General features: G+C 76.6%; 5 protein-coding genes. 1 reads left to right on the top strand and 4 read right to left on the bottom strand.

Going from position 1 to position 5,834, the window contains the following annotated elements; translation table 11 throughout:
* On the top strand, positions 1–1,556 hold a 1,556-nt coding region (locus ABEB16_RS07675), incomplete at its 5' end, for an ABC transporter ATP-binding protein (protein ID WP_345711671.1).
* A 48-nt stretch (positions 1,557–1,604) separates the two neighbouring features.
* Here the strand turns inward: ABEB16_RS07675 and ABEB16_RS07670 are convergent.
* Genes ABEB16_RS07670 through ABEB16_RS07655 form a run of 4 tightly spaced genes read right to left on the bottom strand, consistent with a single transcriptional unit; the run spans position 1,605 to position 5,731 of the window.
* Complete coding sequence (locus tag ABEB16_RS07670; protein ID WP_345711670.1) at positions 1,605–2,528, bottom strand: oxidoreductase; 924 nt, start codon at positions 2,526–2,528, stop codon at positions 1,605–1,607.
* Between the two features lie 8 nt (positions 2,529–2,536).
* Complete coding sequence (locus ABEB16_RS07665; RefSeq protein WP_345711669.1) at positions 2,537–3,661, bottom strand: GuaB3 family IMP dehydrogenase-related protein; 1,125 nt, start codon at positions 3,659–3,661, stop codon at positions 2,537–2,539.
* Positions 3,662–3,717: 56 nt separating this feature from the next.
* Positions 3,718–5,247: an IMP dehydrogenase gene (gene guaB, locus ABEB16_RS07660; RefSeq protein WP_345711672.1), complete on the bottom strand. Its 1,530-nt coding sequence runs from the start codon at positions 5,245–5,247 to the stop codon at positions 3,718–3,720.
* Between the two features lie 22 nt (positions 5,248–5,269).
* Positions 5,270–5,731 (bottom strand): hypothetical protein, encoded by a 462-nt coding sequence (locus tag ABEB16_RS07655; protein ID WP_345711668.1) that lies wholly within the window; start codon positions 5,729–5,731, stop codon positions 5,270–5,272.
* Between the last annotated feature and the right edge of the window lie 103 nt (positions 5,732–5,834).

Raw genomic sequence — 5,834 nt, 5'->3', positions numbered from 1 at the left:
CCGTGGCCGTGCTGGTGGCGGGCGTCCTCGCCCAGGCGGTGCTGACCCGCGCGGCGCAGCTGCGGTCCCTGGCCCTCGCGGAGGAGGTCTTCGCCCGGCTGCGCGAGGAGTTCCTCGAGCGCGCCACCGCGCTGCCGCTGTCGGTCGTGGAGCGGGCCGGCACCGGCGACCTCGTCTCCCGCACCACCGACGACGTCGACGCCCTCAGCCAGTCCGTGCGCTACGGGGCGCCGCGCATCCTCGTGGCCGGCGTCACCGCCGCGCTCACCGCCGTCGCCGCGGTCCTCGCCGGCCCGGTCGTGGCGCTGGCGGGCCTGGTGGGCCTGCCGCTGCTGGCGGTCACGACGCGCTGGTACCTGCGCCGGGCGCCGGCCGCGTACCTGGCCGAGCGCGCCGCGTGGGCGCGGCTGAACAGCACGCTGGTGGAGACCACGGACGGGGCGCGCACCGTCGACGCCTTCGGCCTCGGCGCCCACCGCGACGCCGTCCTCGACGACGTGCTGCGCGGCACGTACGCGGCGGAGCGGCGCACCCTGGCGCTGCGCACCCGCTGGTTCCCGAGCATCGAGCTGTCCTACTCGGTGCCCGTCGTCGTGGCCCTGGCCTGGGGCGGGTACCTCGTCGCCGACGGCGCCGCGACGGCGGGGCAGGTGACGGCGGTGGTGCTGTACCTGCGCCAGCTCGTCAACCCGGTCTCGGAGCTGCTCATGTGGTGGGACGAGCTGCAGGTCGGGCAGGCGTCCTTCGCGCGCGTCGTCGGCCTCGGCGACGTCGAGCCGGACCGCGAGGAGCGCCCCGGCTCCCCCGCCGGGACCGACGTGCGCGTGCAGGAGGTGCGCTACGCCTACCCCCGTCCCGACGGCAGCCCGGGCGCGGACGTGCTGCACGGGGTGTCCCTGGACCTGCGCCCCGGGGAGCGGCTGGCCGTCGTCGGCCCCTCGGGGGCGGGCAAGTCGACCCTGGGGCGGCTCATCGCGGGCGTCCACCCCCCGACGGCGGGCAGCGTGCGGGTCGGCGGGGCGGAGGTCACCGGCCTGCCCCTGGACGTCATGCGCCGGCAGGTGGCCCTCGTCACCCAGGAGCGGCACGTCTTCGCCGGCACCCTGCGCGACAACCTCGTGCTGGCGCGCCCGGCGGCGTCGGAGGCGCAGGTCGCCTCGACGCTGGCGGAGGTCGCCGCGGCGGGCTGGGTGGCGGCCCTGCCGGCGGGCACCGCGACGAGCGTCGGGGAGGGCGGGCACCCGCTGTCGCCCGCGCAGGCGCAGCAGGTGGCGCTGGCCCGCCTGGTGCTGGCGGACCCGCACACCCTCGTGCTCGACGAGGCGACGTCGCTGCTGGACCCGAGGGCGGCGCGGCACCTGGAGCGGTCGCTGTCGGCGGTGCTGGCCGGGCGCACGGTGGTGGCGATCGCGCACCGGCTGCACACCGCCTCCGACGCCGACCGGATCGCCATCGTGGAGGCCGGGCGGATCGCCGAGCTGGGCACCCACGCCGAGCTGCTGGCGCGCGGCGGTTCCTACGCGGCGCTGTGGGAGAGCTGGCACGGCCGGGGGTGAGCCGGCCCGCCCGGAACCGGACGCCGGGCCCGGGCCCGGGCGGTGGGTCTACCCCTGCAGCGCTGCGTGGTCCACGCCGGTCAGCTCCACCGAGCGCTGCCACAGCCAGCGCGCCGAGCGCGCGTCGCGGGCCCACGGCATGGCGCGCGCCCGGTGCGGGGCGCCGCGGAAGCCGAGCGGGCCGTCGGGGCCGAAGTACTCCCCGCCGCGGGCGCCGGGGTCGGTGGCCGCGCGCAGCAGCGACAGGGCACCGCGCTCCGGTGGCTGCCCGATCACCGCCACGCCGCGCTCCTGCACGACCTTCCACACCCGGCTGCCGGACATCCGCGGCCCCACGGAGAACAGCTCCGTGGTGGAGATGCCCGGGTGCGCGGCCAGGGACAGCAGCCGGGTCCGCGCCGCCCGCTGCTGCAGCTCGCGCGCGAAGAGCAGGTTGGCCAGCTTCGACTGCCCGTACACCGGCCACGGCGAGTACCGCCGCTCGTGCATCAGGTCGGAGCGGTTCAGCCGGCCGAACCAGTGCGCCACGCTGGCCACGCTCACCACCCGCGGCCGCGGGGCCGCGAGCAGCGCGGGCAGCAGCAGGCCGGTCAGGGCGAAGTGGCCGAGGTGGTTGGTGGCCAGCTGCCCCTCGAAGCCGTCGGGCGTCGTCCACCGCGGGGTGGCCATGATCCCGGCGTTGTTGACGAGGACGTCCAGGACCGGCGCCCGCTCGGCGACCTCCGCGGCCGCGCGGCGCACCGAGGACAGGTCCGCCACGTCGAGCTCGACGAGCTCGGCGTCCACCGCCGGCCCGAGCTCGGCGCGCAGCCGCTCCAGGGCCGCCGCGCCGCGCCGGGGGTCGCGGCAGGCCAGCAGGACCCGCGCCCCCGCGCGGGCCAGCTCCCGGGCCACGTGCAGGCCCAGGCCGCCGTTGGCGCCGGTGACCAGCGCGGTGCGCCCGCGCTGGTCGGGGACGGTCCAGGTGCGCACCGCGCGCCTCAGGCCGTCGGCTGGTAGGGGGAGACGACGACCTCGACGCGCTGGAACTCCTTGAGGTCGGAGTAGCCGGTGGTCGCCATCGAGCGGCGCAGCGCGCCGATGAGGTTCGTGGTGCCGTCGGCGGAGCGGCCCGGCCCGTTGAGGATCTCCGCGAGCGAGGCCACCGTGCCCACCCGCACCCGCTCCCCGCGGGGCAGCACCGCGTGGTGCGCCTCCGGGCCCCAGTGCCAGCCGCGCCCGGGTGCCTCCGTCGCCCGCGCCAGGGCCGCGCCGAGCATGACGGCGTCGGAGCCGCAGGCCACCGCCTTGACGATGTCGCCGGAGGTGCCCATGCCGCCGTCGGCGATGACGTGGACGTAGCGGCCGCCGGACTCGTCCATGTAGTCGCGGCGGGCGGCGGCGACGTCGGCGACGGCGCTGGCCATCGGGGCGTGGATGCCCAGCGTCTTGCGGGTCGTGTGCGCGGCGCCGCCGCCGAAGCCGACGAGGACGCCCGCCGCGCCCGTGCGCATCAGGTGCAGGGCCGCGGTGTAGGTCGCGGCGCCCCCGACGACGACGGGCACGTCGAGCTCGTAGATGAACCGCTTGAGGTTGAGCGGCTCGGCGTTGCCGGAGACGTGCTCGGCGGAGACGGTCGTGCCGCGGATGACGAAGAGGTCGACGCCGGCGTCGACGACGACCTTCCAGAACTCCTGGGTGCGCTGCGGGGACAGCGCACCGGCCACCGTGACCCCCGCCTCGCGGACCTGCCCGAGGCGGGCCTTGACGAGCTCCGGGCGGATCGGCGCGGCGTAGATCTGCTGCATGCGGGCGGTGGCGCCCTCGGCGGGCAGCGCGGCGATCTCCGCCAGCAGCGGCTCCGGGTCGTCGTACCGGGTCCACAGGCCCTCGAGGTCCAGCACGCCGAGGCCGCCGAGCCGGCCCAGGGCGATCGCGGTCGCGGGCGAGACCACCGAGTCCATCGGCGCGGACAGCACCGGCAGGTCGAAGTGGTAGGCGTCGATCTGCCAGCCCGTCGACACGTCCTCCGGGTCGCGGGTGCGACGGCTCGGGACGATGGCGATGTCGTCGAAGCTGTAGGCACGGCGGCCGCGCTTGCCCCGGCCGATCTCGATCTCACTCACCCCGGAAGGTTACCCGCGGCCCCGCCCCCGTCCCGCCGGGCGCCACCCGGCCGGCCTCAGCGGCGGGTGTAGTTGGGGGCCTCGACCGTCATCTGGATGTCGTGGGGGTGGCTCTCCTTCAGCCCCGCCGCGGTGATCCGCACGAAGCGGCCCACGGCCTGCAGCTCGGGCACCGAGCGCGCCCCGGCGTAGAACATCGACTGCCGCAGGCCGCCGACGAGCTGGTGGGCCACGGCGGCCAGCGGCCCGCGGTAGGGCACCTGGCCCTCCACGCCCTCGGGCACGAACCGGTCGTCGCTGAGGACGTCGTTCTGGAAGTAGCGGTCCTTGGAGAACGAGCGCGCCCCGGTGCGCGTCTGCTGCGCGCCGAGGGAGCCCATGCCCCGGTAGGACTTGAACTGCTTGCCGTTGATGAAGACCAGCTCGCCGGGGCTCTCCTCGCAACCGGCCAGCAGCGAGCCGAGCATCACCGTGTCCGCGCCGGCGACCAGCGCCTTGGCGATGTCCCCGGAGTACTGCAGGCCGCCGTCGCCGATGACGGGGACCCCCGCCGGGCGCGCCGCCCGGGCCGCCTCGTGGATGGCGCTGACCTGCGGGACGCCCACGCCGGCCACGACGCGGGTGGTGCAGATGGAGCCGGGGCCGACGCCCACCTTGATGCCGTCCGCGCCGGCGTCCACGAGGGCCTGCGCCGCCGCGCGGGTGGCGACGTTGCCGCCGACGACGTCGACGTGCGCCACGGCGGCGTCCGCCTTCAGCCGCGAGATCATCTCCAGCACCGCGCGGGAGTGGCCGTGCGCCATGTCCACCACGAGCAGGTCGACGCCGGCGTCGACGAGGAGCATGGCGCGCTTCCAGGCGTCCTCGAAGATGCCGATGGCGGCGGCGACCCGCAGCCGGCCGTCGGCGTCCTTCGTCGCGTGCGGGTACTGCTCGCGCTTCGTGAAGTCCTTGACGGTGATGAGGCCGGTGAGGCGCCCGTCGGCGTCCACGATCGGCAGCTTCTCCACCTTGTGCCGGCGCAGCAGGGCCATCGCCTCGTCGCTGGAGACCCCCACGGGTGCGGTGACGAGCGGCATGGGCGTCATGACGTCGCGCACGGGGCGGGTGAAGTCCGACTCGAAGCGCAGGTCCCGGTTGGTGACGATGCCCAGCAGGTGCCCCTCGGCGTCGGTGACGGGCACGCCGCTGATCCGGTAGCGGCCGCAGACGGCGTCGACGTCGGCGAGCGTGGCGTCCGCGCCGATCGTCACCGGCTGGGTGACCATCCCGGACTCCGAGCGCTTCACGAGGTCCACCTGCGCGGCCTGCTCCTCCGCGGAGAGGTTGCGGTGCAGCACGCCCAGGCCGCCCTGGCGGGCGATGGCGATGGCCATCCGCGCCTCGGTGACGGTGTCCATCGCCGAGGACAGCAGCGGCATCCGCAGCGTGATGCGCTTGGAGACCCGGCTGGAGGTGTCCACGTCGCTGGGCACGACGTCGGACTCGCCGGGCAGCAGGAGCACGTCGTCGTAGGTGAGGCCGAGGAACCCGAACGGGGAGCCGTCCCCGGGGAGCTCTGAGCCGGTGGGGGCGTTGTCGGGCAGCGGCGGGGTCACGCTCCCGATGCTACGTCGTCGCCGCCGCGGTCCCCGCCGCCGCGGCCCCGGTCCCGTCCACCTCCGCGGAGGTGGCCGGGGCGGCGTCGGGCGCGCCGCTCTGCGGCGACACCGGGGGCAGCGGAGCGGGTTCGGGCGTCGCCACCGGCGGCGCGTCCTCCCCGGTCGGGGTCGGGGCGACGAGCTCCGCCCCCGGGGAGGAGGACGCCTCGGGGGACGCGTCGCCGGTGGGCTCGTCGGAGGGCGCGGGGACGTCCGTCGTGCTCGGCGGTGCGCTGGTGGTGGGTGCGCTCGTCCCGGGGGTCGTGGTCGGGTCGTCGCCGCCGTCGGAACCGGTGCCCGGACCGGTGTCCGGGGTGGCGGGGTCGGTGCCGGGCCCGCCCGGCGACGCGGTGCCGGGCGCGGGCTCGCCGGTGGCACCGGGAGAACCGCCGGGCGAGGTGGTCGGCGGGCTGGTCGGCGGGGTCGTCACGGAGCCGGTGGATCCACCGGTGGCGGGCGCGGAGGACTGCCCCCCACCGGAGGAGGAGCTGCCACCGGAGGAGGAGCTGCCACCGGAGGAGGAGCTGCCACCG

The sequence above is a fragment of the Kineococcus glutinatus genome, from assembly GCF_039542765.1.
GTDB lineage: Bacteria > Actinomycetota > Actinomycetes > Actinomycetales > Kineococcaceae > Kineococcus_A > Kineococcus_A glutinatus.
This window is presented reverse-complemented; position numbering and strand designations above follow the sequence as displayed.